The organism is Streptomyces sp. HNM0645 (assembly GCF_030056615.1).
Lineage (GTDB): Bacteria > Actinomycetota > Actinomycetes > Streptomycetales > Streptomycetaceae > Streptomyces > Streptomyces marianii.
In genome coordinates this window covers 191,123-214,801 of the sequence record NZ_JASHLT010000002.1, presented here as the reverse complement: position 1 = coordinate 214,801, position 23,679 = coordinate 191,123, and the positions used below count along the sequence as shown (strand labels likewise).

The 23,679-nt window shown below is 72.1% G+C and carries 17 protein-coding genes; 12 read left to right on the top strand and 5 right to left on the bottom strand.

Annotated elements, in window-relative coordinates:
- The first annotated feature begins 63 nt into the window (after positions 1 to 63).
- On the top strand, positions 64 to 279 hold the full coding sequence (locus QMZ92_RS02125; protein WP_283295485.1) for an I78 family peptidase inhibitor: 216 nt from the start codon (positions 64 to 66) through the stop codon (positions 277 to 279).
- Between the two features lie 121 nt (positions 280 to 400).
- Here QMZ92_RS02125 and QMZ92_RS02120 read toward each other — a convergent pair whose 3' ends face one another.
- Positions 401 to 1,477, bottom strand: coding sequence for a phosphatase PAP2 family protein (locus tag QMZ92_RS02120; RefSeq protein WP_283295484.1), 1,077 nt, complete (start codon positions 1,475 to 1,477; stop codon positions 401 to 403).
- 411 nt (positions 1,478 to 1,888) lie between these two features.
- Between QMZ92_RS02120 and QMZ92_RS02115 the strand changes: the two genes are divergently transcribed.
- On the top strand, positions 1,889 to 3,613 hold the full coding sequence (locus tag QMZ92_RS02115) for an MFS transporter (RefSeq protein ID WP_283295483.1): 1,725 nt from the start codon (positions 1,889 to 1,891) through the stop codon (positions 3,611 to 3,613).
- 158 nt (positions 3,614 to 3,771) lie between these two features.
- Positions 3,772 to 4,962 (top strand): acyl-CoA dehydrogenase family protein, encoded by a 1,191-nt coding sequence (locus QMZ92_RS02110; RefSeq protein ID WP_283295482.1) that lies wholly within the window; start codon positions 3,772 to 3,774, stop codon positions 4,960 to 4,962.
- Between the two features lie 39 nt (positions 4,963 to 5,001).
- Here the strand turns inward: QMZ92_RS02110 and QMZ92_RS02105 are convergent, their stop codons facing one another.
- Positions 5,002 to 5,436, bottom strand: coding sequence for a cell division protein SepF (locus tag QMZ92_RS02105; protein WP_283295481.1), 435 nt, complete (start codon positions 5,434 to 5,436; stop codon positions 5,002 to 5,004).
- A 289-nt stretch (positions 5,437 to 5,725) separates the two neighbouring features.
- Here QMZ92_RS02105 and QMZ92_RS02100 point away from each other — a divergent pair, with 289 nt between their 5' ends.
- From QMZ92_RS02100 to QMZ92_RS02090, 3 genes are all read left to right on the top strand, one after another.
- Positions 5,726 to 6,964, top strand: a complete 1,239-nt coding sequence (locus QMZ92_RS02100; protein WP_283295480.1) for a DUF5685 family protein — start codon at positions 5,726 to 5,728, stop codon at positions 6,962 to 6,964.
- Between the two features lie 1,083 nt (positions 6,965 to 8,047).
- Positions 8,048 to 8,953: a S1 family peptidase gene (locus tag QMZ92_RS02095; RefSeq protein ID WP_283295479.1), complete on the top strand. Its 906-nt coding sequence runs from the start codon at positions 8,048 to 8,050 to the stop codon at positions 8,951 to 8,953.
- Between the two features lie 446 nt (positions 8,954 to 9,399).
- On the top strand, positions 9,400 to 9,879 hold the full coding sequence (locus QMZ92_RS02090) for a hypothetical protein (RefSeq protein ID WP_283295478.1): 480 nt from the start codon (positions 9,400 to 9,402) through the stop codon (positions 9,877 to 9,879).
- 150 nt (positions 9,880 to 10,029) lie between these two features.
- On the opposite strand, the gene QMZ92_RS02085 is transcribed toward QMZ92_RS02090, so the two are convergent.
- Positions 10,030 to 10,962: a DUF4231 domain-containing protein gene (locus QMZ92_RS02085; protein WP_283295477.1), complete on the bottom strand. Its 933-nt coding sequence runs from the start codon at positions 10,960 to 10,962 to the stop codon at positions 10,030 to 10,032.
- A gap of 205 nt (positions 10,963 to 11,167) precedes the next feature.
- On the opposite strand from QMZ92_RS02085, the gene fxsA reads away from it, so the two are divergent.
- From fxsA to fxsT, 5 genes are all read left to right on the top strand, one after another.
- A complete protein-coding gene (gene fxsA / locus QMZ92_RS02080; RefSeq protein ID WP_502961966.1) occupies positions 11,168 to 11,332 on the top strand; it encodes an FxSxx-COOH cyclophane-containing RiPP peptide in 165 nt (54 codons plus the stop codon).
- A gap of 50 nt (positions 11,333 to 11,382) precedes the next feature.
- Positions 11,383 to 13,605, top strand: coding sequence for a radical SAM/SPASM protein FxsBH, inactivated beta-hydroxylase extension form (gene fxsBH, locus QMZ92_RS02075; RefSeq protein WP_283295475.1), 2,223 nt, complete (start codon positions 11,383 to 11,385; stop codon positions 13,603 to 13,605).
- The gene (locus QMZ92_RS02070) at positions 13,586 to 14,362 is read left to right on the top strand and encodes an AAC(3) family N-acetyltransferase (RefSeq protein ID WP_283295474.1); all 777 of its coding nucleotides are present in this window, start codon (positions 13,586 to 13,588) and stop codon (positions 14,360 to 14,362) included. The genes fxsBH and QMZ92_RS02070 overlap by 20 nt, the downstream gene beginning before the upstream one ends.
- A gap of 81 nt (positions 14,363 to 14,443) precedes the next feature.
- Positions 14,444 to 15,820, top strand: a complete 1,377-nt coding sequence (gene fsxC, locus QMZ92_RS02065) for an FxsC protein (RefSeq protein ID WP_283295473.1) — start codon at positions 14,444 to 14,446, stop codon at positions 15,818 to 15,820.
- Positions 15,804 to 19,736, top strand: a complete 3,933-nt coding sequence (gene fxsT / locus QMZ92_RS02060; RefSeq protein ID WP_283295472.1) for an FxSxx-COOH system tetratricopeptide repeat protein — start codon at positions 15,804 to 15,806, stop codon at positions 19,734 to 19,736. Before fsxC ends, fxsT begins: the two co-directional genes overlap by 17 nt.
- A gap of 156 nt (positions 19,737 to 19,892) precedes the next feature.
- On the opposite strand, the gene QMZ92_RS02055 is transcribed toward fxsT, so the two are convergent.
- Positions 19,893 to 20,780, bottom strand: coding sequence for an alpha/beta fold hydrolase (locus QMZ92_RS02055; RefSeq protein WP_283295471.1), 888 nt, complete (start codon positions 20,778 to 20,780; stop codon positions 19,893 to 19,895).
- A 415-nt stretch (positions 20,781 to 21,195) separates the two neighbouring features.
- Between QMZ92_RS02055 and QMZ92_RS02050 the strand changes: the two genes are divergently transcribed.
- On the top strand, positions 21,196 to 22,281 hold the full coding sequence (locus tag QMZ92_RS02050; protein WP_283295470.1) for a S1 family peptidase: 1,086 nt from the start codon (positions 21,196 to 21,198) through the stop codon (positions 22,279 to 22,281).
- A 216-nt stretch (positions 22,282 to 22,497) separates the two neighbouring features.
- On the opposite strand, the gene QMZ92_RS02045 is transcribed toward QMZ92_RS02050, so the two are convergent.
- Entirely contained in the window at positions 22,498 to 23,646 is a 1,149-nt protein-coding gene (locus QMZ92_RS02045) for an AI-2E family transporter (RefSeq protein WP_283295469.1), read from the bottom strand.
- Positions 23,647 to 23,679: the final 33 nt, after the last annotated feature.

Sequence of the window (23,679 nt, the reverse complement as noted above, 5' to 3'; positions counted from 1 at the left end):
GCCGCTTTTCGCCGGCCGCCGACGGGCCTTCCGTCACCGTCCGCTGCCGCCTACGGTGATTCCATGGCACCGACACCGACACCCCCAGGACAGCCAGACGACGCCCCGGAGTCCTATGTCGGCCTCGACGCCGACAGCGCGGAGCGGCGCGCCCGCGGCCGCGGCTGGGCCACCGTCAGATCGCTTCCGCCCGGCTCCGTCATCACCATGGAGTACCTCGAGGGTCGGCTGAACTTCGAGGTCGACGACGGCACCGTCCGCCGCTGCTGGAAGGGCTGACCACGCGGACCGGGGCGTGCCGCTAGCTCCCGGACGCGGATTCCGGCGGACGCGGCGAGGGCCCCGACCGAGGTCGGGGCCCTCGCCGTGGGAGCGTCCGCGGACGCCGCCGCGCGGGCCGTCAGCCGCCCACCGGGCGCGACCGGGGCGGGCGCCGGCTCCCGGCCGGTGCCGTGGTCCAGGACGCGTGCGGCGGATGCGGTGACCGCCCCACCGCGTGCGTGCGGGCCTGCCCGTGCCGGGCGGCCGCGGTCACGCCGGGCGTGACCGGTGCTCCGGCCTGCTGCTTCTGCCCGGCCGGCAGCGCGGCGCTGCCGACGGTGCTCCTCGTGCCCGCCGAACGGGCGGCGCTCGTCGCCCCCACCGGGCGGCGCACCGGCTCCCCGCCGTCCTCGGCCGGGATCCGCTGCGGGTACACGGCCGGCCGCGGGCCACCGGAGGCGACGGGCAGCGACGGCACCGGCAGCCGACGGGTGCGCAGCTGGTTCCGCAGCGAGAGGATCGTGTCCTCGACGCGTGCGATGAGCGGCTCGCACCACGGCAGGGCGAGCAGGATCAGCAGACCGGCGGCCCAGCCCAGCAGCACGTCGCTGAGCCAGTGCGTACCGAGGTAGACGGTCGTCAGCCCGACGCCCAGGGCGACCACCGCGGACAGCGCCGACAGATACCGCCTGGCGCGCGGCGTGGTGGCCAGGTAGGCGAGGATTCCCCAGGTCACGACGGCATTGGCGGTGTGGCCCGAAGGAAATATATCGCCGCCGGCGAAGAGCTCGGCGGAGCCGATCTGCGTCGCGTAGTGCGGGCCCAGCCGGCCCAGGCCCAGCTTGACCGCTCCCACCGTCGCGTTCAGCAGCAGCAGCGAGGCGCCCAGCACCAGCAGCGGACGCAGCGTGTGCTGCCGCCACGAGCGCCAGCCGAGCCAGGCGGCGACCATCACGGCCGTCGGTCCGCGCTGGCCGAGCACCACGAAGTAGTCCAGGAACGCGTGCAGTTCGGGCCACTGCTGATACGGCCGGAAGAGCATGACCTTCCAGTCGACGATCACCAGCCAGGACGAGATGAGCACGGCGACGACGATCGCGAGATAGAACGCCGAAGTCCCGCCGAAGAGGGCGAGACGGGTGCGGCTCATCCGCGGGATCTCTATCTTCGGCGGCTCCGGCTCCCGGTCCAGACGGGCAAAGATGTCGGTACGCACCCAATCGACGTTACAGCGAGTGAGCGTCCGTCCAGGCCGATCCAGGCTCTTCGTGATGACGATGTGATGTGGACTATGTCTCAGCGGTGCATTGAAAGACCGTCGCCGGCTAAATCCCGCGGGCCGCGATCCCTATTGCACGCACCGGTTTTCCGTAAGTGTGTTTGCAGGCGTCGGTAACACTTCACGGGATTGCCGAGCCGAATTCCGGGACCGTTCGGGGTACTCCCGGCGCCGCGTCGGCGTGGCGTACGCCACACCCGAGCGGCCTCCGAGGTGAGAGGTGCACCACGCGCCGCCGTCCGGGACTCGCGTACTCTGGCTGATCACTCGCCCGTCGATGCCGGGCCGCCCACCGGGCCAAGCCCCCGGCCGGGCCCACCGACGCGAGACCCAGCAGGAGGTACGTAGATGTTCGGGAGGACCACGGCCGGAGCACGCCCGCGTGCCGCCGGCGGCGGTGCCAACCGCTGGGTCGTCCTGCTCGTCCTCTGCGTGAGCCTGCTCCTGGTGGCGCTGGACGCGACCGTGCTGCACGTCGCCGTGCCCGCCGTCACGGAGGACCTCCGCCCGTCCGGGATCGAACTCCTGTGGATCGTCGACGCCTACCCCCTGGTGTGCGCCTCGCTGCTGATCCTCTTCGGCACCCTCGGCGACCGGGTCGGGCGCCGGCGCGTCCTGCTGCTCGGCTACGCGCTCTTCGGCGTCGCCTCGGCCGTCGCCGCGCTGGCCACCACACCCGAGGTGCTCATCGGGGCCCGGGCCATGCTCGGCGTCGGCGGCGCGATGATCATGCCGGCGACGCTCTCCATACTCCGGGCCGTCTTCCCGGACCGGCGCGAGCGCGCCACCGCCATCGGTGTCTGGACCGCGGTCGCCGCGGTCGGCGCCGCCACCGGTCCCGTCCTGGGCGGCTTCCTCGTCCAGCACTTCTGGTGGGGCTCGGTCTTCCTGATCAACATCCCGTTGATGCTGCTGATCCTGCCGATCGGCCGCTGGCTGCTTCCGGAGTCCCGGGGCGACCGCGGGGGGCCGTGGGACGTCCTCGGGGCACTGATGGCCGCAGCCGGAGTGCTCGGCGTCGTCCTCGGCGTGAAGCGGCTCGGCGCCGGCGACGCCCTGCTGGACCACCGCACGGCCGGCCCGCTGCTCGCCGGGGCCGTGCTCCTCGCCCTCTTCGTCCGCCGACAGAAGCGCCGCAGGCATCCGCTGATCGACATGCGGATGTTCGCCCGGGCGACCTTCTCCACCTCGGTCGGCTGCATCGTCCTCGCCATGCTGGCGCTCGTCGGCCTGGAGCTGATCGCCGTTCAGTACCTCCAGCTCGTGCTCGGGCTGAGCCCGCTGGAGACCGGTCTGCGGCTGCTGCCGCTCACCTTCGCCGCGATGGCCGCCGGAGCCACCGGCTCCCTCACCCTCCGCCGCCTCGGCCCCCGGCGGATGGTCGGCTGGGGCTTCGTGCTCACGGCCGCCGCCGTGGTGCTGCTGACCCTGATGGGGCAGCACGACCGGCCGCTGCTGCTCACCGCCGGATTCGTCCTCCTCGGCTTCGGGCTGCAGACCACGCTCTTCGGCGCGTACGAGTCGATGCTCAGCGAGGCCCCGCCCGAGCAGGCGGGCGGCGCCGCCGCCATCGGCGAGACCTCCTACCAGCTGGGTGCCGGCATGGGCATCGCGCTGCTCGGCAGTGTCATGAACGCCGCCTACGCCCCCGGCCTCGACGCCGCGAGCGCTCCGCCCGCGGCGCGCAGCGCCGCCGCACACTCGCTCGGCGAGGCGTACCAGGTGGCCCTCCAGCTGGGCGGCCCCGCGGGGGACGCGCTGCGGACCGCCGCCCGGCACGCCTTCGTCCACGGACTGCACGTCACGCTCTTCGTCAGCGCGGGGCTGCTGCTGCTCGGCGCGCTGGCCGCGCTTCGGCTGCCGAAGGTCATGGAGTGCGCCGAGCCCGACGACATCACGGGCCTTCCCGACGGGCAGCGGTCCCCGGGCGCCCGGTCCGGGCCCTCCGCGCCGGAGCCCGCCTCCGCGGGCACCCCGCTCCGGGAGCGCCTCCGGCCGGAGCCGGCGGTCCCCGCGCGCCGTGCGCCCGCGGAGGCGGGCGGCCCGGCACGCACTGGACGCGCGCCGCACTGAGCCGTAACGTCAGCGCCGAGCATTAACTACCACTGCTAGCCAGGGCTGTGGCCGGAGAGGTCCACCGGCAGACCTCTCCGGCCACAGCACTGGCTTTCCAGGACACCGGCTGCCGTCCGGACCCGGACAGCGCCGTGCGAGCCGCCGGAGGCACCCTCATGCCCGCACCCTCGAAGCTGCCGCCCTTCGACCCCGCCGATCCCCTCGGCGTCGACGACCTGCTGGAGCCGGAGGACCTCGCGGTCCGCGACACGGTCCGCTCCTGGGCCGCCGACCGCGTGCTGCCGCACATCGCCGAGTGGTACGAGAGCGGTGAACTCCCCGCCGTCCGCGAACTGGCCCGGGAGCTCGGCTCGATCGGCGCCCTCGGAATGTCGCTGACCGGTTACGGTTGCGCCGGCGCCACCTCCGTCCAGTACGGACTCGCCTGCCTGGAGCTGGAGGCCGCCGACTCCGGTATCCGCTCGCTCGTGTCCGTCCAGGGCTCGCTCGCGATGTACGCGATCTGGAAGTACGGCTCCGAGGAGCAGAAGCAGCGGTGGCTGCCGTCCATGGCGGCCGGCGAGACCATCGGCTGCTTCGGGCTCACCGAGCCCGACCACGGCTCCGACCCGGCAGGAATGCGCACCTACGCCAAGCGCGACGGCTCCGACTGGGTGCTCAGCGGGCGCAAGATGTGGATCACCAACGGCTCCGTCGCCGGCGTCGCCGTCGTCTGGGCCCAGACCGACGACGGCATCCGGGGCTTCGCCGTCCCCGCCGACGCACCGGGCTTCTCGGCCCCCGAGATCCGGCACAAGTGGTCGCTGCGGGCCTCCGTCACCAGCGAACTCGTCCTGGACGAGGTGCGGTTGCCGCGGGACGCCGTCCTTCCGGGCGTGACGGGACTCAAGGGCCCGCTCAGCTGTCTGTCGCACGCCCGATACGGCATCGTCTGGGGTGCGATGGGCGCGGCGCGCTCCAGCTTCGAGGCGGCGCTCGACTACGCGAGGACGCGGGAGCAGTTCGGAAAGCCCATCGGGGGCTTCCAGCTCACCCAGGCCAAACTCGCCGACATGGCGCTCGAACTGCACAAGGGAATCCTGCTCGCCCACCATCTCGGGCGGCGGATGGACGCCGGGACGCTCCGCCCGGAGCAGGTCAGTTTCGGGAAGCTGAACAACGTACGGGAGGCGATCGAGATCTGCCGCACCGCGCGCACGATCCTCGGCGCCAACGGGATCTCGCTCGAGTACCCCGTGATGCGGCACGCCACCAACCTCGAGTCGGTGCTCACCTACGAGGGCACCGTCGAGATGCACCAGCTCGTGCTGGGCAAGGCGCTCACCGGCCTCGACGCGTTCCGGTAGGCCGACCGTCCCGTTGCGGCCGGCCGGCGAGCGCCCTGCTCAGCTCTGGTTGAAGAAGCCGTCGCCCGGGCGGCCCGCGGACTCCCCGTTGACGATCTCCGTGTCGGCGGGGGTCAGCAGGAAGACCCGGGTCGCCACGCGCTCGATGGAGCCGCGCAGCCCGAAGGTCAGCCCGGCCGCGAAGTCCACCACGCGCTTGGCGTCCGAGGGTTCCATGGAGGTCAGGTTGACGATGACGGGAACGCCCTCGCGGAAGTGCTCGCCGATGCCGCGCGCGTCCCGGAAGCTGTCGGGGGAGACGGTGGCGATCCGGCGGCCCTGCTCCTCGGCCGTCTCGGAGGCCACGCGGACGCGCGGGTCGGTCACCCACTGGTCGCCGGCCCCCGTACCCTCGGCGTACTCGTCGTCGTAGTAGCGCTCGTCGTTGTCCTCGACGAGACCGAGCCATGCACTCGCCTTGCGCACCGATCCCATGGACGCCTCCTTTCGACCGCGGTCACTTGTGGTTCCGCATATCCCTATGGTCGTCCATAATGCGGATCGCGCGCCAAGTGGATAGTCGCCGCGCAGGGGATTCGTGACGGTACTGGTGCAGAACATGTGGCGGTTCGTCAAGATTCCTCCAGCGTATGGGCCCTGAAGGGGCTCATATCGAAGCAAAATATGAATGCCTCGGCAGACGGGTGAGCGTCGGAGCGTCCGGGTGAACGGGTCGGCCGGATACGATGCGGCCGCACACTTGAACGACACTCGGGGGAACGTCGTGTTCGGAATCGTCCGGCCCTGCACCCATCGCCTCACCGACGGGCTCAAGGCGGAGTGGATGGCCCATCTCTGCGGACTCTGCCTGGCGCTTCGCGCGGACCACGGGCAGTTCGCCAGGGTCGTCACGAACTACGACGGGCTCATCGTCTCGGTCCTGACGGAGGCTCAGACCGGGCGCACCCCTGCGCAGCGACGCACGGCCGGGCCCTGCCCCCTCCGCGCCATGCGCACCGCGCCCGTCGCCCGGGGCGAGGGGGCCCGGTTGGCCGCGGCCGTCTCGCTCGTCCTCGCCTCCGCCAAGGTCCGCGACCACGTGGCCGACCGGGACGGGGTGCTGGCCCGCGGGCCGGTGGCCGCGGCCGCGCGGCGGATCGCGAAGGGCTGGGACCGTGCCGGCGCCCGCGCCGGCGCGGCACTGGGATTCGACACGGCGGTGCTGGTCGACGCGGTGGACCGGCAGGCCGGGATCGAATCGCTGGCCGGCCCGGGCACGCCGCTGCTGGTCGTGACCGAGCCCACGGAGACGGCGACCGCGGCCGCCTTCGCCTACACCGCGGTCCTCGCCGGGCGCCCCGGCAACGCCGCGCCGCTCGCTGAGGCCGGCCGGCTCTTCGGACGGCTGGCGCACCTCCTGGACGCCGTGGAGGACCGGGAGGCCGACGCCGCATCGGGTGCCTGGAACCCGCTCGCGGCCACCGGCACGAGCCTCACCGAGGCCCGCCGCCTCGCCGACGACGCCCTCCACGGCATCAGGCTCGCCCTGCGGGACGCGGAGTTCGTCGACGACCGGCTGCTGCACGTGCTCCTCGCACACGAACTGCGGCGCTCCGTGGACCGGGCCTTCGGCTCGGCGGCCTGCGCGCACCGGGAAGACGGCGGCCGGCCCCCGCAGGGAGGCGACCCGTACGGCGGCCCCCACGGGGAAGGGCGGGGACCGTACGGTCCCGCCGAACCCCTCGGAGGCGGCGACCCGTACGGCGGCACCCCCTACGACGGCGGACCCGGCGGGAACGGGGGCGAGCCGCCCCGGTTCGGCTTCGGCGGCGAGCCCCCGAAGCCCAAGCCGCGCGGCTTCTGGGCCGGCTGCGCGGTGTTCATCGGGCTGTGCTGCACCTGCCGGATCTGCTGCGCCGAGCAGTACGAAGGCCCCTGGTCCCGCAAGAAGCGTGAGGGCTGCTGCCGCAAGTGCGACTGCGACTGCGACGGTTGCGACTGCTGCTGCCCCTGCGACGGCTGATAGGGCGAGGTTCGCCCGTCAGGGAGCGGCGTCCGGTGCTCGGGGTCTCCCCGGCCCTCCGGTCGAGGGAAGGACCGCCAGGCGCCGGATCGACCGCGTGGTGGCCTGCTCGGTTGATCCGGCAGCGCCGCGAGTCTCCGTGCCGGGCGTCGCGACGGGGCGGACGCCGCCTGACGCGGCTCTGGTGCCGGACGTTCCCGGCCGGAGGGGATTCCTCGGAAAACACCCCGGTGTTCGTGCCTCGCCTCCAGGAACGCGGGGCTTTCCGCACCGCGTGCGTGGGTACCGGGCGCCGGTCGCGTCTCGGCCTCGGCGGACTCCTCCGGCAGGGCCGAGCGACGGGCACCGGGCCACGCCGGGACCGGAGGAAGCGGCACGAGGACCGCGTCGCCCGGTCCCGGCCCCTACGGACCACTGGCCTTCACCGCCGCCTTCTGGCCCCGGGCCCACGCGGAAGGGCGAATTCCGGTCATCCCCGGGGTCTGGTGTGACGACGGTGGGGCCGTGGTACCGACGGCCGCGGCCGAGGACGGACTCCCCGTCGAGGGGTGTCCCACACCGGCGTCGCCCGGCTCGCCGGGGACACCACCCCGGCGGGGGACCTCGGGTTTCGCACGGCGAGCGGCGACTCGCCGTGGGCCGTCCTCGCCGGCATGACGAGCGGAAGGCGCGGGTGCCGCGGCCGGGACCGACGGCCCGGACGGCTCGCTCACCGTCGCGCCGGTCGGACCCTGCCGTCTCCCGTGGTCTTCGCTGCTCGCTTCGCCCGTCCGGGGCGGCGTACTCGCGGGCGAACTCCCCGACCACGGACGGAACGTGAAAGTCCGTTGATCCGTCCGACCCGCGACGGACCTCATCGGCTCCGGAGGAACCACTCCTCCGGAGCCGTCCGTCGTGCCTTGGCGTCGCACGGCCGAAAGGCGCCCTTGCGCGGCAAGTTGGCTCGTCGAATACTCCCGAAACAGCGCTTGTCAGGGGCACAACGTGACCGGAATCCGGACACATCCCCGCGCCCGCTGACTGCGCCTCACGGGCCCGTCACCCCACAGTCGGGTCCCCGATTCCCCTCGGGAGGAACGAGAAGTGAGGATCAAGCGCACCACCCCCACCCACGGCGCGGCCAGACGGACCCGTCTGCTCGCCGTGACGACCGGTCTCGTCGCCGCCGCCGCACTGGCCGTCCCCACCGCAAGCGCCGTCGAGGCCCCTGTCACCTTCAGCGCGTCCCAGCTCTCCGCCGCGAGCGACGCCGTGCTGACCGCCGATGTGGCAGGTACCGCCTGGCACGTCGACAAGGCGACCAACACCCTGGTCGTGACCGCCGACTCCACCGTCTCCAAGGCCGAGATCGCGCAGATCGAGCGGGCGGCCGGCGCGAACGCCGGTGCCCTCCGCATCGAGCGCACTCCCGGCAGGTTCAGCAAGCTCATCTCGGGCGGCGACGCCGTCTACGCCACCAGGTGGCGCTGCTCGCTCGGCTTCAACGTCCGCAACAGCGCAGGCACTTCGTACTTCCTGACGGCGGGCCACTGCACCGACGGAGCGGGCACCTGGTACGCGAACTCCGCCCGCACCACGGTCCTCGGTCCGACCGCGGGGTCCAGCTTCCCGGGCAACGACTACGGCATCGTGCGCTACAGCAACACCTCCATCTCCAAGCCGGGAACCGTCGGCAACGTCGACATCACCAGCGCCGCCAACGCGACGGTCGGCATGTCGGTGACCCGCCGCGGCTCCACCACGGGCACCCACAGCGGCACCGTCACCGGTCTCAACGCCACGGTCAACTACGGCGGCGGTGACATCGTCTACGGCATGATCCGCACGAACGTGTGCGCTGAGCCGGGCGACAGCGGCGGCCCGCTGTACTCAGGCAGCCGGGCCATCGGTCTGACCTCCGGCGGCAGCGGCAACTGCTCGAGCGGCGGTACGACCTTCTTCCAGCCGGTCACCGAGGCCCTGAGCGCCTACGGCGTCAGCGTCTACTGAACCGTCCCGCGGAGACCGGGAGCAACAGCGTTCGACAAGAGCCCCCGTCGTGCACCGGATGCCGTTCGTTGATTCGGGGTCTCGCCTGACGTCGGCCTTCAGGACCCGTCGTGGTCCTGAAGGCCGACGTTGTCGTACGGGGTGGGTGCCGATGCGACCGGGACGGGCCGGGCGGGGTTCCCGGCGGTGACGGTACGGGTGGCACGGGTCGCGTTGCCGCAGGGAAGTCCGGCGATCCGGGTCCGGGGCGAGTGGGGCCCGCTCTTCCACGACGAGGAGTTCGCAACCCGCCCCGGGGGCAGGACCCGTCGCTGGAGCCCTGGCCGAGAGAAGGGCAGCCCCGAATCGGCCAACCGCAACCGCATCTGCACTACGGCGGAGGCTCGACGTATTGCACTCTTTTGAGAGGATGGCTGAGCGGTCGGCCACAACGGATCGGGGGGCGGATGAAGCGCATCGGAGTGACCGGCCACAGAAGCATTCCGCCCGAGGCCATGCCCCATGTGCTGGCCGGGATGAAGGCGTTGCTGTGCGGCCGTGAGGGTGCTCTGGAAGCGCTCTCCAGCCTGGCCGAGGGGGCCGATCAGCTCTTCGCCGACATCGCCCTCGCCTGCGGCGCCGAGCTCACCGCCGTCATCCCGAGCGGGGACTACGAGGACGGCTTCGGCGACCCCGGTGCCCTGGCCTGCTACCGGCGGCTCCGGTGCCGGGCCAGCCAGGAGGTCCGGCTGGCGTTCCCTCACTCCACGGACGAGGCGTACTACGCGGCCGGTGCCTACATCGCCGACAACTGCGACCGGCTCCTCGCCGTCTGGGACGGCCGGCCCGCCCGCGGCCTCGGCGGCACCGGCGACATCGTCCGGTACGCGCGAGAGCGCGGCACGCCGGTGACGGTGGTGTGGTGCGACGGGGTCGAGCGGGACTGACACGCGTACCCGGTGCGGTGAAGGGCGGCCGCGCGGTCCGGCACCGGGCCGCTCACCGCACCCGGGACAGCCCCTCATTCCGATGTTCCGCGTCCGGTGCGGGCCTCGGGTTCATCCGCTCGGTCGGCCCTCGTGCCTCCGCGGCCTCCGTCAACTCCGGTGCTGCACCAGCCAGTCGGTGTGCTGGGGCGAGACGATCCGCTCGGTCTCGTACACCGCCGACGGCCACTGCTCCTCCGTCACCGAGGTCTCCATCGCGATGTGGATCGCGGCCAGGTCCTCCTCCACCAGGGAGTGCGCCGCGATCAGCGGCTGGTGGCGACGGATCTCGCTCCACGCCAGGCACGCCGCGGCCGCCGCCGACAGCAGCGGTACCGGCTCGGTCGAGTCAGTGACGGAGAACGTGCGCAGTACCCCGAACAGCAGGGCGAGCGCGGTGAGCAGACCGATCGTCACCGTCCACAGCGCGGTGGCGCGCCGGGAGATCTCCGCACGCCGGTGGTACCAGTTGCGCTGCTCGATCAGCCGGTCCCTCACATACGTCTCCTTGCGTACGCTGAAGACCTTCTCCCGCAGCAGACGCATCGGCGTGGTGATCAGCTCGCCGGAGGCCACGCTCCCGCCGTTCTCCCGAGGATCCACCCAGCCGACCTTGCGCAGTTCACGGAGACCCTCCTCCAGCCGGGTCGTGAACAGCCCCTCCGGATCGGGGGAGTCGGAGTCGAACGGTGCCCCGTGCACCGCATAGCGCCAGCACATGGACCGGATGAACTCCGCTGCGGAGCGGTTGAGTTGCCAGTGGGACTTCGCCCGGCGGCGTGTCCCGCGAAAGCTGACGACGAGCACCCAGGCGTACGCCGACGCGCTGAGCAGGCCCATGAGCTGGAAGGAGTCGCCGATCCTCCCGCGCCAGGGCAGCGCCGCGAACACCGAGCCCAGGACCAGGAGGAGCAGTTGCAGCCGGGTGCCCTTGACCGACTCCCGCTGCCGGTCGACGGCCGTCTCGTCCGCGTGGTGGAACAGCGCCGGCAGATCGGAATTTCGAAAGACCATGCTTTGCAGATGGCCGGGAATGCCGGTCATACGTGCCCCCCTCTGCGGATTTTGGCTTCACTCGTTCGATGGAATGGCTTGTTCCGTTCGGAGTGGGGCATACTCGCGCAACGCTTTCGTTTCAGCCCTCCGTGCCGAGTTGCTGCGGGTGGCCATGAGAGTAAAGTCGTGCCGCCGACACTGCAACGGTGCCCGGTGTTCCCCCATTAGCACAACATGACCTAGGACGGCCGTCGTGACCCTCCAGACTTCAGTCACCTTTGCTCCTGTGAAGAAGGATCGGGTGCCTCTCACCGAGATCGACGTTCGTGACGCCGAGGCGGCCAGGAAGCTGGGTCGCGTGCGTCCCGCCGGCGCCGACCGTTCCGTACGGATGTCCACGTTCAACTCCGCGCTCTAGTCCGGTTCCAGGCCGTCCGTACGACGGGCGGGCTGCCCTAGACTGGCGGAATGACCCGACCCGTGGTCCCGTTCCGCGAGATCGTATTGAAGGTCCACAGCAGATGTGATCTTGCTTGCGACCACTGCTATATCTACGAACACGCTGATCAGAGCTGGCGCACCCGCCCGAAGACAATCTCTGACGAGGCGATTTTCTGGACAGCTCTGCGACTGGCCGAGCATGCGAAGAAACATGCCCTGCCCTCCGTGTCAGTGATCCTGCACGGAGGGGAGCCTCTGCTCGCCGGCCCCACCCGGTTACGCCGGGTCTGTGAGGAACTCACCAAGGCCCTCGACGGTGTCGCCGCCCTCGACCTGCGCATTCACACCAATGGCCTCCAACTGGGCCCCCGCTATCTGGAACTCTTCGACGAGTTCGGCGTCAAGGTCGGCATCTCCCTCGACGGCGACAGGACCGCCAACGACCGCCACCGCCGCTTCGCGGACGGGCGCAGCAGCCACCCCCTCGTCCTGAAGGCCGTCCGACTGCTGAGCACGGACCGCTGGCGCCATCTCAACCTCGGCCTCCTGTGCACCGTCGACGTCGCCAACGACCCGGTCGCCGTGCTCGACGCACTGACGGAGCTCGACCCCCCGCGCATCGACTTCCTGCTGCCGCACGCCACCTGGGACGAGCCACCGCCCCGGCCCGACGGCTCTCCGACCGCCTACGCGGACTGGCTCCTCGCCGTCTTCGACCGCTGGGACCGGCAGGGCCGCCGGGTACCGGTGCGGCTCTTCGCCTCGGTCCTCTCCACCCTCTCCGGGGGCCCCGGGCTCACCGAGTCGCTCGGGCTCACCCCCACCGACCTCGTCGTGGTGGAGACCGACGGCACCCTGGAGCAGGTCGACTCGCTCAAGACCGCCTACGAGGGTGCGGCGGCCACCGGCTTCGACGTCTTCGCCCACACCCTCGACGAGGTCGCCGCCCACCCGGGCGTCCGGGCCCGGCAGCTCGGCCTCGCCGGCGTCTGCGACACCTGCCGCGAGTGCCCCGTCGTCCGCTCGTGCGGCGGTGGCCTCTACAGCCACCGCCACCGCTCCGGCACCGGCTTCGACAACACCTCCGTCTACTGCACGGACCTCGAGGCCCTCGTCCGCGGTATCGAGCACCGCACCGCCGCGCTGTCGGTGCCCGCCGCGGTCACCGACGACGGGGAGTTGCGGACCGAACAGCACGAGCTGACGCGGCTGCTCCTCGCCGACCTGCACAGGGAGCTTGACGGGCGCGGCGGCGAGCAGTGGGCCCGCGCCTGGGAACTGGCCGGCGCCGTCGACCGGCGTCCCGGTGTGCTCGACGCCGTGCTGACCCACCCGTACACGCGCGGCTGGCTCCTCGGCGCCCTCGACGCGCTGCACGAGGGCGTGCCCGGCGCCGTGCTGTCGCCGGCCGCCAGGCTGGCGTCGTCGGTGGCCGCCGCCGTCGTCCGCGGCGGCCTCGACCTCCCCGTGCCGGTCCCGTACGAGGGCGGGACGCTGCTGCTGCCCACGCTCGGCGAACTCCGCCTCACCGGGGCGGAACCGCGCGGCACGGCTGAGGTGCGGCCCGTCGAGAAGGGCCTCGTCGTACGGACCGGTGACGGCGAGCGGCGCATCCCCCGGCCCGACGAACCGGGCGCCGGCTGGCGGCCCGTCCGCCGGCTCGGCCGCGACGGGGCGCCCGACCTCGCGATCGACGACCTCGACCCGTACCGTGACTGCTTCGACGCCTGCGCGCTGCCCCGGCTCGGTCACGGCGAGGCGGCCGACTGGACGGACCGGCTGGCGCGCGCCTGGGGCCTGCTGCGTGCCCGTGTGCCCGAACAGGCCGCGGCCGCCGCCGCATCGCTCACCACACTGACCCCCGTCGACGGCTCCCGGCCCTCGGCCGGACGGCACGCACTCGGCGCCCTGGGCGTCCCACTGCGGGCCGGGGCCGGGGAGTTGGCTCCCCTGCTGCTGCGCGGCTGGCGCCGGACGCGCCTCCGGGCCCTGCTGGAGGTCACCGACCTCTACGCCGACGACGGCCTGTGGGCCCACCCGGCACCGTGGCAGGAGGCACCGGTCCCGGTGTCCGAACTGCTCGCGGGAGCGTACGAACGGACCGGGCTCCGCGCCTTCGACCCGGACGGCGCGGAGGCCGCCCTGCGGGCGCTGGACACCCTGGGCCGCGCCGCGGAACTCACCGTCGGCGGAAAGCGTCTGCTGGCGCTGCTGTGGGAAGAGGCGGACCGTGACCGGCACAGTCGATGAGCGCGACGGGCTCGCGCGGCAGCTGACGGAACTCGGGTTACGGACGGGGGAGACGGTCCTCGTCCACGCGGGGCTCGGCGGCACGGGCCTGGACGCCCCGCAACTCCGCGACGCACTGCTGCGGACGCTCGGTGCGGAGGGCACGCTCGTGGTCCCCGCCTTCACCGCCGAGAACTCCGACACGTCCGCCGCCCATCTGCGGCGAGTGGCGGGGATGACACCCACTCAGGCGGCGGCCTTCCGGGCCACGATGCCCGCCTACGACCCGGCCACCACACCGAGCGCCGGGATGGGCCGGTTGGCCGAGTGCGTACGGACCACCCGGGGCGCGGTGCGCAGCGCCCACCCTCAGACGTCGTTCGCCGCGCTCGGCCGCAGGGCCGGGGAACTCCTCTCCCGGCACCCGCTCACCTGCCACCTCGGCGAGGAGTCCCCGCTCGGGGCGCTCTACCGGGCCGGGGCGCGGGTATTGATGATCAATGTGGGTTTCTCCGTCTGCACCGCCTTCCACCTGGCGGAGTACCGAATCGGTGCGCCGCTGCGCCGGTACGCCTGTGTGGTGCGCGGGGCGCACGGCCCGGAATGGACGGAATACCGGGACGTCCAACTCGACGACGGCGATTTCGACGCCGTCGGAGCCGCCTTCTCCTGGAATCTCGAACAGAAGGGACAACTGGGAGGAACGACCGCATCCTTGTTCTCGATCACCGACGCGGTGGACCATGCAGTGGCATGGATGTCCGAAAAGCGGTGTTGATTGACCGAACGACCAGGTGATGGAGCAAGACCTGCTCCGGAATGATTGGTCCGCTCGCACCTCATTCACCATGGAGTGCGGGTGTTCATACAGGACGGGGGTCGTGTGCACGCGTCATCGCAGCAGCGAGCGGCGGACCATCGGCCGTACTTCTTCTTGAGCTATGCGCACACACCGAGGTACGGGGCGGGCGGGCCGGACCCCGACATGTGGGTCGAACGTCTCTTCCGGGATCTGTGCGGCCATGTGATGGCCATGACCGATCTCCCCGCCGGGGCCCGAGCGGGATTCATGGACCGGGAGATACGCTCCGGCGAGGGGTGGTCCGAGCGGCTCGCCGACGTCCTCGCCACCTGCCGGGTCTTCGTGCCGCTCTTCTCCCCCCGCTACTTCGCCAGCGAGATGTGCGGCAAGGAGTGGTACGCCTTCGCCCAGCGGGAGATCTACCACCAGGCCAAGAGCAACCGGCTCGCCGAGGCCATCGTGCCCGCGCTGTGGGTGCCGGTGCCGCCCGAGCAACTGCCCGGCCCCGCCGAGCGGTTGCAGTTCAACCACCGCGCCTTCGGTGACCGCTACGTCACCGACGGGCTCTACGGGCTGATCAAACTCCGGATATTCGCCGAGGAGTACGAGCGGGCTGTCTACGAACTCGCCAAACGCATCGTCAGCGTCGCGGACACCACCGGGGTGGGGCCCAGCCGACCGCTCGACTACCGGCAGGCCCCCAGCGCCTTCGGCGCCCCCGACCCGACCAGGCCGCGCAGCACCGGCCCCCGGCCCATCCAGCTGACCGTGGCCGCCCCGACCCGGCACGACCTGCCCCCGGGACGCGGCCCCGAGTACTACGGCGACATGCCGCAGGACTGGAACCCTTACTACCCGGAGGCGCACCGGCCGCTCGCCTACGTCGCCCGCGATCTGGTGCGGACCCTCAACTACCAGGCCACCATCGCCTCGTTCGACCACGACAGCACACCGCTCGACAGCAAGCAGCCTCCGACCAGGCCGGAGCTGCTGATCATCGACCGCTGGGCCCTGGAGGACGACGAGAGGCGCGAGCGGCTCGCCGCCTTCGACGCCGAGAACCGGCCCTGGGTCAGCGTCGTCGTCCCCTGGAACCGCGACGACCACCAGAGCCGCGGCGCCGAGAACGAGCTCAGCGCCAAGCTCGAACAGACCCTGCCGACCAAGCTCAGCCAGGGCCGCGCCGCCTGCCGCGCCGCCGCCCGCGGCGTACCGAGCATGGAGGCCTTCGGCCAGATCCTCCCCCAGGTCGTGGAGGCGGCCGCCCAGCAGTACCTGCGCCACGCCCAGGTCTATCCGCCCGCCGGCGGCAGCCACACCGAACGTCCGAGGCTGCGCGGCCCCATGGCGGCCGAGTACGCCACCACGCACTACATCCCCGACACGCTCGACCACGCGCCGGATGCGGAGGACACGGATGACAGCCAGTCGTGACGGACGCATCGTCACGTTCTACTCGTACAAGGGAGGCACCGGGCGGACGATGGCCATGGCCAACACCGCCTGGATACTCGCCGCCAACGGCAAGCGGGTCCTCGCCGTCGACTGGGATCTGGAAGCCCCCGGCCTGCACCGCTTCTTCCACCCCTTCCTCGACCCGTCCACGCTCGGCGCCACCACCGGTGTCATCGATCTGATCACCGAGTACGCCTGGGCCGCGACGAGCCCCGTGCAGCGTCCCGACGACTGGCACCGGGACTACGCCCGCATCCAGCCGCACGCCGTCTCCCTCACCCCCGAGAACCTCGGCTGGGAGTTCCCCGAGGGCGGCACCCTCGACTTCGTCTCCGCGGGCAAGCAGAACCGCGAGTACTCGGCGACCGTCTCGACCTTCGACTGGGACAACTTCTACGACCGGCTGGGCGGCGGGCACTTCTTCGACGCCCTGCGCGACGACATGAAGGCCAACTACGACTACGTCCTCATCGACAGCCGCACCGGTCTCAGCGACATCGCCGACATCTGCACCGTCCACCTCCCGGACGTCCTCGTCGACTGCTTCACCCTCAGCGACCAGTCCATCGACGGCGCCGCCGCCGTCGCCCGCCAGATCGACGAGCGCTACGGCGGCCGCGGTATCCGCGTCCTCCCCGTCCCCATGCGCATCGACGAGGGCGAGAAGGAGAAGGCCGACGCCGGACGGGCTCTCGCCCGGCTGAAGTTCGACCGCTTCCCCACCGGGCTCGCCGGCGACGAACTCACCTCCTACTGGGGCGCGGTGGAGATCCCGTACCGCCCCTACTACGCCTACGAGGAGACCCTCGCCACCTTCGGCGACGAGGCCGGACTCACCAACTCCCTGCTCTCCGCCTTCGAACGGCTCACGGCCGTCGTCACCGAAGGGGAGATCACCGCCATGCCCACCGTCGGCGAGGAGACCAGGCTCCGGATCAGGGACGCCTTCACCCGGCGCCGCCCCGCGCTGCCCGCCGACCTGTTCCTCAGCTACGTCGCCGAGAACCGCATGTGGGCCGACTGGATCGAGTCCGTCCTCACCCGCGCCGGTTTCCGGGTCGTCCCGCGCGACGTCTCCGCGGAACCGCCCGAGGACGGCTCCGCCGTCCTCGCCCCCGAGAACGCCGCCCGCACCGTCGTCCTCCTCTCCAGCGCCTACCTCAAGTCCGCCCGCGCCGTGGAGGTGTGGGAGCGGGCCGCGGCCGAGGACCCGGGCGGCGGCCGCGGCCGCCATCTGCTGCCGCTGCGCGTCGGCGACGTACGCCTCACCACCCCCTACATCGACCGCAACCCCGTCGACCTCTTCCGCCTCGACGAGGTGCACGCCACCAGCGCACTGCTGCGCGCGCTCGACCGCCCGGTCCAGCTCACCGACGGGGTCGCGCCCGGTCCGCGGTTCCCCGGCACCGTCCCCAAGATCTGGAACGCGCCCGCCCGCAACCCCGGCTTCACCGGCCGGTCCGTCGTCCTGGAGCGGATGCGCGACCAGCTCGGCGGCGGCATGGCCGTCGTGCTGCCGCAGCCGCAGACCCTGTACGGCCTCGGCGGCGTCGGCAAGACCCAGGTGGCGCTGGAGTACGTGCACCGCTTCATGGCCGACTACGACCTGGTGTGGTGGATCTCCTCCGAGCAGACCGACGACGTCGTCGCCGGGCTCGCCGAACTCGCCACCCGGCTCGGCGCCCAGGGCGGCGAGGACATGGCCGCCGCCTCCCAGGAGGCGGTCGACCTGCTCAGGCGCGGCGTACCGACCTCCCGCTGGCTGCTGGTCTTCGACAACGCCGACGACCCGGAGCAGCTGAAGCGGTTCTTCCCGACCGGCGGCCACATCCTCGTCACCTCCCGGAACCAGACCTGGTCCCAGTACGGCGACGCCCTTCCGGTCGACGTCTTCCTGCGCGAGGAGTCCGTCGAGCACCTCCAGCGCCGAGCCCCCGGGCTCACCCCGCAGGACGCCGATCAGGTCGCCGCCGCCGTCGGCGATCTGCCGCTCGCCGTCGAGCAGGCCGCGGCCTGGATCGCCGAGACCGCCACACCCGTCGCCGCCTATCTGGAGCAGCTCGGCCGGCAGGCGCCCAGCGTCCTCGCGCTCAACCAGCCCGCCGGCTACCCGGAGCCGGTCGCCGCGACGTGGAACGTCTCCATCGAACGCCTCAAGGAGCGCTCCCCGGCCGCCGTGCGGCTGCTCCAGCTCTGCGCCTTCTTCGCCCCCGAGCCGATCTCCGCGAACCTCCTCTACAGCAAGGAGATGATCGAGGCGCTCAAGCCGTACGACCCCTCCCTCCAGGAGAAGCTCGTACTCGGCCGCGTCATCCGCGAGATCGGCCGGTTCGCCCTCGCCAAGGTCGACCAGGTGTCCAACTCCATCCAGGTGCACCGGCTGGTCCAGGCCGTCATCCGGGCCCAGCTCAGCGACGAGGAGCAGCGGGACGCCCGGCACGCGGTCCACCGCATCCTCGCCGGCGCCCGCCCCGACGACGACGAGCCGATCGACAACCCCGAGACCTGGACGCGGTTCAACACCATCTGGCCGCACCTCGGCCCCTCCGAGGCCCGCTACTGCAAGGAGCCGGAGACCCGCCGGCTCCTCATCGACCGGGTGCGCTACCTCTGGAAGCGCGGCGACTGGCAGGCCGCCGGAGCCCTCGGCGACGATCTGCGCGAAGCCTGGCGGGAGATGCTCGGCAACGACGACCTGCAGTACCTGTACCTGCGTTTCCACCTCTCCAACATCTTCCGCTCGCAGGGCCGTTACATGGAGGCCAGGGAGCTGGACGAGGTCACCCTGGAACGTCAGCGCGCCGTGCTCGGCCCGTCCCACCCGCACACGTACATGACCACCAGCGGTCTGGCGATGGACCTCGGCACGCTCGGCCAGTACGGCAAGGCGATGGAGCTGGCCACCGAGGCGCACGAGGGGTTCAGCCAGATCTTCCACGAGTCCCATCCGCGCACCCTGGCCGCCGCCAACAACCTGGCGCTGAACCTGCGCATGGTCGGCCAGTACGCACGGGCCCGCGAGATCGACCAGGACGTCTTCGACCGCCGTACCGAGGTGCTCGGCCCCGACCACCCGTACACGCTCTCCTCGGCCACCTCACTCGCCCGCGACCTGCGCGAGGTCGGCCGGTACGAGGACTCCGTCAGCCTGCTCGGCCGCACCTACGAGAGCTACAAGCAGACCCTCGGCCGTGCCTTCCCCGGCACCCTCGCCGCGGGCAAGAGCCTCGCCGTCTCCCTGCGGCGGGCCGGCCGGCTGGAGGACGCCCGCCGGCTGACGACGGCCACCCGCAACCGCTACCGCGCCAAGTACACCTCGGCCAACCCGGACTCGCTCGCCTGTGATCTGAACCTGGCGGCCGACCTGTTCGCGGCCGGGGAGCCGGTCGCGGCCCGGGACCTCGCCCAGGAGGTCGTCGACCAGTACACGAAGGTGCCGGGCGAGAAGCACCCCTACACCCTCGCCGCGATCAACAACCTCGGCATCTACCAGTGGGGCTGCGGCGACCCGGAGACCGCGGAGCGGCTGCTCGTCGCCGCCGTCCGCCGGATGACCGACGTCCTCGGCTCGGCGCATCCGCACACGCTGTTCTGCACCGTCAACCTCGCCAACGCACGTGCCGACCTGGGCGAGCTGGAGTCGGCGCTGGAGACCGAGCGGCGGGCGGTGTCGAAGCTGCGCGAGGTCCTCGGCGTCCACCACCCCGAGGTCCTCGCGGTCTCCTCCAACATCGCCGTCACCCTCGGCGGGCTGGGCCGCAAGGACGAGGCGGCGGCCCTGCGGACGGAGACGGCGGAGGAACTCGCGCGGCTGCTGGGCGAGGAGCACGCGCTGACCCGGATCGCCCGTGACGAGCGCAGGACCCACCGCGACCTGGAGCCGCTGGCCGTCTGACCGTTCGGGGCCCGCCCCTGCACGGGGTGGCGGGCCCCGAACGGTCAGGAAGGCGCCGGCCGCAGGCCGGCTCGCGACGCTGGGCGGCCTCCGCCGTCGGGCCCTCGCGGCCGTGCCGTGCCCGGTGGGCGCTCCCCGGTGGGCGCTCCGGCCGGCTCACGCCCCGGGGACCCCCGGGCGGTCCTCCAGTAGCCAGGTGAGGATCCGGGGAAGCGCGTGCAGCGCGTCGAAGTGGGCGGCCGCCGGTTCCAGCACGGCCGTCACCCCGGGAATGCGCTGCGCCAGCCAGCGGGAGTGGCCGACCGGCGAGAAGACGTCCTTCTCGCCGTGCCACAGGAGCACGGGCGCGGTGATGCCGGCGGGATCGAAACCCCAGGGGCTGCAGAAGGCAAGGGCGTCGTCGATCCAGCCGTACGCCGAAGTGCGCAGCGCCTCCTGGTAGTTGCGCAGCAGCATCGACCGTACGCCGGCGTCCGCGACGACCATCCGGTCCGAGTCGGTGAGCTCCCTGCGCAGATCGTCGAGGAGCCGGACCGGGTCGCGCCGGATCTCCGCCGAGCGCATGATGAAGCGCGCCGTGAGCCCGTCCGGGTCGACGGAGGCCGTCGTGTACTCGAGCACGTTCGACGCGGCCATGCCCTCGAACCAGTCCAGGCCGTCCGCGTCCCGCGGTGCGAGCGTCACCAGCGCGGCGGCCCTGGTGACGCGTTCGGGCAGCAGCGCCGCACAGGCCAGGGCGTGCGGTGCGCCGCCCGAGCGGCCCACCACGGCGAACCTGTCGAGCCCCAGCGCGTCGGCGATCGCCCGTACGTCCTGGGCCACGTCCGCCACACTGCGGCCGGCCAGCCGGTCGGAACCGCCGTATCCCGGCCGGTCGTGGGCGATCAGCTGCATTCCGCGCTGGTACAGCACCATGCCGCGCGGTGCCGGTCCGAGGCGGCTGCCCGGGGTGCCGTGCAGCAGGAAGACCGGTCTGCCCCGCGGGTCCCCCAGGCGCTCCACCATCAGACGCCGCCCGTCCGACGCGTGCACCCGACGTCGCACCCGCAGCCTCCTTCGTCGTGGGCCTGCGTGGATCAGAACATTGCCGCACATTCCGTAAGTGCCGTGCACATGTGCCATGTACAGCAATACTGTCCTGGCATTCCCTGCCCCCTTGATGATTACCCGTCGGGGCGAGGCCGGCGTAAGTCGCCAATGAGCCCGTTCGGCGTGGGGATCCGGACAGGACTAGTCCTTACGTGCCGCCTATGGGCCGGTAGCGGCGGGTGTTCGCAAACGGAACCGACCTGTACGGACCCGGGGGTCGTGAAGAAGCAGAGGGCGCATTGTCGGCGTCGTGTGCGCGTCCTGAAGTCGACCTTGTGTGCTACCAGCGCGTATCGGAATAGTGGGCGCCCAATCCTCCGTGTCCGGGCACCCCACTTGCCCGTTCACGGCCCCCCACAGGAGGTCCTACGTGAAGCACCGACGCATACCCAAGAGGCGCGCGGCGATGGCAGGTGGAGCCGTCGCCGCTCTCGTCGCGGCCGGCGTCACCTTCCAGACTGCGAACGCCAGCGAGGACGCGCCCGCGGTCACGGTGAAGACGCTCTCCGCGTCGGCGGCCGGAAACCTCGCCTCGACGCTCAACAAGAGCCTGGGCGGCGACGCGGCCGGCGCCTACTACGACGCCGAGGCCAAGGCCCTCGTGATGAACGTGGTGGACGAGGCGGCGGCGGCCGCCGTCCGCGAGGCCGGAGGCAAGGCGAGAGTCGTCGAGAACTCGCTGGCCGAGCTGAAGACCGCCCGGCAGACCCTCACAGAACGGGCCACCATCCCGGGCACCTCGTGGGCCACCGACCCGGTGACCAACAAGGTGGTCGTCACGGCCGACCGCACGGTCGAGGGCGCGGACCTGACGAAGCTCCAGGCGGTCGTGAAGGGCCTCGGGTCGAAGGCGGAGCTGAGGAAGACGGCCGGGGAGTTCAGGCCCTTCGTCGCCGGCGGCGACGCCATCCACAGCGGCGGCGGCCGCTGTTCGCTCGGGTTCAACGTCGTCAAGGACGGCGCCCCGCACTTCATCACGGCCGGGCACTGCGGTGAGACCGGCAGCGAGTGGTCGGACTCCGCGGGCGGCGCCGCGATCGGCAGCATGGTCGACTCGCAGTTCCCCGAGAACGACTTCGCGCTCGTCAAGTACAGCGGTGACACCGCTCACCCGAGCGAGGTCAACCTCTACGACGGCAGCACGCAGCAGATCACCGAGGCGGGCGACGCGACCGTCGGTATGCAGGTGACCCGCAGCGGTTCGACCACCCAGGTCCACGACGGCGAGGTCACCGGCCTCGACGCCACCGTGAACTACGGCAACGGTCAGATCGTCAACGGCCTCATCCAGACGAACGTCTGCGCCGAGCCCGGCGACAGCGGCGGTTCGCTCTTCGCCGGTGACGCCGCGATCGGTCTGACCTCCGGCGGCAGCGGCGACTGCTCCGCGGGCGGCGAGACGTTCTTCCAGCCGGTGACGGAGGCGCTGCAGGTGCTCGGCGCCGAGATCGGCTGACCGGACCGGTACGGCGCCACTGACAGGTGCCGATCGGCCGACCCCGACGGTCACGGCGCCACTGGCGGGCGCCGTCCGGCTGAGCACCAACCCGCAGAGGCAGCCCTTCTTGCCGGAGCGCGTCCGGCAGAGCGGCCTGCGGACGGGCTCCGCCCGGCGGAGCGACCTCTCACGGAGCATCACCTGGCACGGCAGCCCGGGGCCCGGTCCGTACCCTCAGGGGCGGGCCGGGCCCTGGCCGTTGCGCGCGCGCAGCGCCTGGCGCACCGACCAGACGACCGACACGAGCGGTACGGCCACCACCGCTCCGATCACCCCGGCGGCGATCGCCCCCGCGACGACCGAGAGTGCCACGACGAGGGGATGCAGCCGTACGGCCCAGCTCAGCACGATCGGATGCAGCACATGCCCCTCGATCTGGCCGATGACCACGATCAGTGCGGCGACGACGGCGGCGATGACCGGGCCCTGGGACGCCAGCGCCACGACCGCGGCGACGGCGAGCGCGATGGGCGAGCCGATGAGCGGGATGAACGCGGCGAAGAACTCCAGCAGCGCCAGCGGCACGGCGAGCGGCACGCCGAGCGCGTACAGCGCCACGCCGACCAGGACCGCGTTGGTCGCCGCCACCAGCACGATGCCGTGCGTGTAACCGGTGAAGGTGCGCCACCCCGCACGGCCCGCCACCGACACCCGGTCCCGCGCGGAGAGCGGCAGCTGGGCGCAGAACCAGTGCCAGTGCCGGTCGCCGGAGTGCAGGAAGAACACCGCGCAGAACAGCCCGAGCGCCAGTGTCGTCAGCACCTCCACCAGCCGGCCCGCGCCGCTGAGGGCCGTACTGATCACTGTGGAGCGGTGGCTGGAGAGGAACCGGCCGATCCGTGACTGGAGATCGTTGAGCGCCTCCGGGTTCAGCCGGAACGGCGGCTGCTCCAGCCAGCGCTCGATCCTCTCGATCCCGGCGCCGAACTCGTGCTGCAGCACGGTCCGCTCACCGGCCACGGTCTCCGCCACCAGGGCCAGCACGCCGAGGGCGAGGGCGATGCTGCCGATCAGCGCGATGGTCACGGCGAGGGGCCGCGGCAGCCGGCGGGTCAGCAGATCGACCACCGGCCGGAGCATCGCGGTGCCGACGAGACCGAGGAAGACGGCCACGCCGATCTCGTGGAACCGCCCGAGGACCGAGAAGACGGCGTACACGAGGGTGCCGACCACCAGCAGTCGCCAGGCGTAGGCGGCGGCCGTCCGCAGGACGGGTGCCACCGGCGGCTCGGCCGCGGCGGGCGGGCCGGGCGCCGGGCGGGCGTCACCGCGCGCCGCGCGGATCCGGCGCCGGGGGCGGGGGCGGGTGGATCGTGTGGGCATTGCCCGGACTGGTACCACCGGCGGGCGCGAGGC

Bases quoted from the DNA above. Each gene is read 5' to 3' on its own strand.
- QMZ92_RS02125 (WP_283295485.1), top strand. From the start codon at position 64: ATGGCACCGACACCGACACCCCCAGGACAGCCAGACGACGCCCCGGAG.
- QMZ92_RS02115 (WP_283295483.1), top strand. From the start codon at position 1,889: ATGTTCGGGAGGACCACGGCCGGAGCACGCCCGCGTGCCGCCGGCGGC.
- QMZ92_RS02110 (WP_283295482.1), top strand. From the start codon at position 3,772: ATGCCCGCACCCTCGAAGCTGCCGCCCTTCGACCCCGCCGATCCCCTC.
- QMZ92_RS02105 (WP_283295481.1), bottom strand. From the start codon at position 5,436: ATGGGATCGGTGCGCAAGGCGAGTGCATGGCTCGGTCTCGTCGAGGAC.
- QMZ92_RS02090 (WP_283295478.1), top strand. From the start codon at position 9,400: ATGAAGCGCATCGGAGTGACCGGCCACAGAAGCATTCCGCCCGAGGCC.
- QMZ92_RS02085 (WP_283295477.1), bottom strand. From the start codon at position 10,962: ATGACCGGCATTCCCGGCCATCTGCAAAGCATGGTCTTTCGAAATTCC.
- fxsBH (WP_283295475.1), top strand. From the start codon at position 11,383: ATGACCCGACCCGTGGTCCCGTTCCGCGAGATCGTATTGAAGGTCCAC.
- fxsT (WP_283295472.1), top strand. From the start codon at position 15,804: ATGACAGCCAGTCGTGACGGACGCATCGTCACGTTCTACTCGTACAAG.
- QMZ92_RS02045 (WP_283295469.1), bottom strand. From the start codon at position 23,646: ATGCCCACACGATCCACCCGCCCCCGCCCCCGGCGCCGGATCCGCGCG.